Genomic DNA, 3,415 nt, shown 5'->3' with positions numbered 1-3,415 from the left:
TGCTCGGACCCGCGCTCGACGGCGGCCGCCAGGGTCAGCAGGACGTCGGCGGCCTGGTCCGGCGCCGTTTCGTCAACGAAAGCGCTCCGGGAGGCGCCCGTTTCGGCCACGAAAGCGGGGTCGAGGACGAGCACGTCCGCCAGCGCCATGCGGCCCTCGGTCACGGTGCCGGTCTTGTCCAGCACGATCGTGTCCACGGTGCGCGAGTCCTCGAGCACCTCGGGGCCGCGGATGAGGATGCCCAGCTGCGCGGCGCGGCCGGTGCCGGCCAGCAGGCCGACCGGGGTCGCCAGGCCGAGGGCGCACGGGCACGCGATCACGAGCACGGCCACGCCGGCGCGCAGCGCGGACGGCAGGTCGCCGGTCACGATCATCCACACCGCGAAGGTCAGCACGGCGATCCCGAGCACGATCGGCACGAACACGGCGGAGATGCGGTCGGCCAACCGGGCCACGCGCGCCTTGCCGGTCTGCGCCTCGGAGACGAGCCGCCCCATCTGGGCGAGCGTCGTGTCCGAGCCGACCCGCGTCGCGCGGGCCACGAGCCGGCCCGAGGTGTTCAGGGTGGCGCCGGTGAGGGCGTCCCCGGGGCCGACCTCCACGGGCACGGACTCGCCGGTGAGCAGGGAAGCGTCCACGGCCGAGGTGCCCTCGAGCACCTCGGCGTCCGTGGGCACCTTCTCGCCGGGGCGGATCAGCACGACGTCGCCCGGCGCGAGGGACTCGGCGGGCACCGTGCGCTCGGCGTGGGTCTCGGGGTCGTAGAGGGTGGCCTGGGCCGCGCCCAGGTCCAGGAGGGCGCGCAGCGCGGCGCCGGCCTCACGCTTGGCGCGGGCCTCGAGCCAGCGGCCCAGCAGCAGGAACGTGGTGATGACCGCGGCCGTCTCGAAGTACAGGCTGTGGTGGGCCATCTCCGCCATGGTCCCGCCCACGTGGGCGGTCATGTCCGGCGCCAGGATCAGCTCCACGGCCGAGTACACGAAGGAGACGAGCACGCCCACGGACACGAGGGTGTCCATCGTGGACGAGCCGTGCCGGGCCGCGCGGAACGCCGCCGAGTGGAACGGCCACGCCGCCCACAGCGCCACGGGCGCCGCCAGGGCGAACGCGACCCAGCCCCAGTGCGGGAACTGCAGCGCCGGGACCATGGAGATCAACACGAGCGGCACCGTCAGCACCGCCGCGCCGATCAGGCGCGGCGTGAGCACGTCCTCACTCGGACCGTGGGCCATGTGGTCGTGGTGGTCCACGCCGTCATGGTCCGCGGCGTGGCCCTCGCCGTGGTCGGAGGTGTGCGCGTGCCCGGCGTGTCCCGCGTGTCCCGCGTGCCCGGCCTGGCCGGCCGGCGGGGCGGGACGGCGCACCGTGGCGCCGTACCCGGCCTTCTCGACGGCGGCCACGAGCTCCTCGTCCGACACGCCGGCGGGCGCGGTGACGGTGGCCTGTTCGAGCGGCAGGTTCACGGACGCCGTGACGCCCTCGAGCTTGCCCAGCTTGCGCTCGACGCGACCCACGCACGAGGCGCAGGTCATGCCGGTGACGTCCAGGTCGACGCGGCGGGTGGTCTCGGTTTGCGGGCCGGCCGGGGTGGAGGAGGCGGGGTGGGTCATGGGTCAGGCCCCCACCAGCGTGTAGCCGGCCTCCTCGACGGCGGCGCGCGCGGCGGCGGGGTCGAGGGGGGCCTCGGAGGTGACGGTGGCGGTGGAGACGCCACCGGAGTTCAGGTCCACGTCCACGGCGGAGACGCCGGCGATCTCGCCGAGCTCCTCCTGGACGGAGGCGACGCAGTGGCCGCAAGTCATGCCGGTGATCTTCAGGTCGGTGGTGGTCATCTCGTGCTCCTCGTGCGGTGGTGGGTGGGCGACGGCGCCGGTCAGCGCAGCAGGCGGCCGAGGGCGGCCGTCGCCTCGGCGACCTTCTCGTCGATGAGCTCGGTGCGGCCTTCCGCCTCGGCCTGCACCGCGGCCTCCGCCACGCAGTGACGCAGGTGCTCCGAGGTGAGGTTCAGGCTGAGGGACTGCAGCGCCTTCGTGACGGCGGCGACCTGCGTGAGGACGTCGATGCAGTACACGTCCTCGTCCACCATGCGGTGGAGGCCGCGCACCTGCCCCTCGATGCGGCGCAGTCGAGCGAGGTGCTTCGCCTTGTCCCGGTGCACCTCGTGCGGGGGCCGGTGGCCGTCGCAGGCGTCCGCCGCGGCGGACGGAAGGGGCGAGGCGGCGGCGGGCGCCGTCGTCGTGCTGTCCGTGCTCATACCCCCTGTTCTATACCCCAGGGGGGTATAGGTCAAGGGGTCGGCCGACGCGGGTGCCCTCCTCCGGCAGCGGGGTGGCGGCTTCGCCCAGATCGGCGATCAGGCCGCGGACCTCCAGGTCCAGGGCGTCGCGCACGCCGCGCACCTGCTCGAGGCTCATGCCGCGGATCGACGGCACGGACCACTTCTGCACCTGCGCGCCCTCGGGGATCTCGAACGGATCCGCGCCGTCGAAGAGCACCACGATCTCGGCGGCCCGGAGCACGTCCGGGTCCAGGCCCTTGGTGTACGTGTGGTGCAGCGGGATGCCGATCTCGTTCATCGCCTCGAACGCGGTGGAGATGACCTCGCCGGCGGGCTCCGTGCCGGCCGAGCGGGCCCTGACCTCGCCGTGGGTGCGGTTCTCGAGCAGGGCCGCGGCCATCTGCGAGCGGCCGGCGTTGCCGTGGCAGACGAACAGCACACGCGGGTGGCGGGACTCGATGCTGCCCTGGTTGATCGCCCTGGCGCGCAGGCGCGAGGCGGCATGCTGCACCGAGATGGTCGGCAGCATCTCCGGGTGGCGGCTCGTCGCGGCGAGCTCGGCGTAGGAGTCGAACAGGACCTGACGCGCCGTCGCCTCGTCGGCCACGCCGGGGAAGCGCGCCATCAGCGGCCGGACCTCGCGCTCCAGCACGTGCGCGGCCATCCCGTGCGGCACGGGGTCCACCGGGGCGAGGGTGTCCGGCGCGGCCGTCGTGTCCAGCGGCATGTCGTCCACCGCCGGTGCGTGATCGGCGTGGGGGTCCGGGGGGATGGGGGCCATGATGCGAGTCCTCCGGGGAAGGCGGTCGGCTGAACGCGAGGTGAACGGGTGCCCCCACCCTGCGACGTCGGGTGTGCCGGCGCAAGCCTTGACGGGATCCCTCCGCGCCCGACGACGCTGCTCGCCGCCGTCGTCGGGGCGGTGGCCGACGCCCGGGCCCGGAGCGGGGGTCCGCCGAGGTGGGAGAGAATGGGGGCCATGTCTGTCCGCTCCCTGCTCCCGGACCTCGGCACCCCCGCGACCGGGACCCCCGAGGCCGCCGTCCCCCCGTTCGCCCGGGCGGTGCTGTGGGCGCACGGGGACGACGCGTGGCGGGGCGAGGGCGGCTGGACCGTGCTCCTGGACGGCACCGACCA

At 74.5% G+C, this 3,415-nt stretch carries 4 protein-coding genes; all 4 read right to left on the bottom strand.

The genetic code is table 11. The features are described 5' to 3' along the window. Window positions 1-1,610: cation-translocating P-type ATPase (locus D8M29_RS09905; RefSeq protein WP_148111570.1), on the bottom strand; the 1,610-nt coding region annotated here is incomplete at its 3' end. Window positions 1,611-1,613: 3 nt separating this feature from the next. Continuing rightward, window positions 1,614-1,832 (bottom strand): heavy-metal-associated domain-containing protein, encoded by a 219-nt coding sequence (locus tag D8M29_RS09900; RefSeq protein ID WP_098094125.1) that lies wholly within the window; start codon window positions 1,830-1,832, stop codon window positions 1,614-1,616. Between the two features lie 41 nt (window positions 1,833-1,873). Beyond that, entirely contained in the window at window positions 1,874-2,254 is a 381-nt protein-coding gene (locus D8M29_RS09895; protein WP_002856860.1) for a metal-sensitive transcriptional regulator, read from the bottom strand. Window positions 2,255-2,264: 10 nt separating this feature from the next. Continuing rightward, window positions 2,265-3,059 (bottom strand): low molecular weight phosphatase family protein, encoded by a 795-nt coding sequence (locus tag D8M29_RS09890; RefSeq protein WP_127435491.1) that lies wholly within the window; start codon window positions 3,057-3,059, stop codon window positions 2,265-2,267. Window positions 3,060-3,415 lie beyond the last annotated feature (356 nt).

The organism is Micrococcus sp. HSID17227, from assembly GCF_003989405.1.
Taxonomy (GTDB): domain Bacteria; phylum Actinomycetota; class Actinomycetes; order Actinomycetales; family Micrococcaceae; genus Micrococcus; species Micrococcus luteus.
This window is presented reverse-complemented; position numbering and strand designations above follow the sequence as displayed.

What these genes read in the sequence shown, in the direction of transcription:
- D8M29_RS09900 (WP_098094125.1), bottom strand. Translation starts at nt 1,832, where the DNA reads ATGACCACCACCGACCTGAAGATCACCGGCATGACTTGCGGCCACTGC.
- D8M29_RS09895 (WP_002856860.1), bottom strand. Translation starts at nt 2,254, where the DNA reads ATGAGCACGGACAGCACGACGACGGCGCCCGCCGCCGCCTCGCCCCTT.
- D8M29_RS09890 (WP_127435491.1), bottom strand. Translation starts at nt 3,059, where the DNA reads ATGGCCCCCATCCCCCCGGACCCCCACGCCGATCACGCACCGGCGGTG.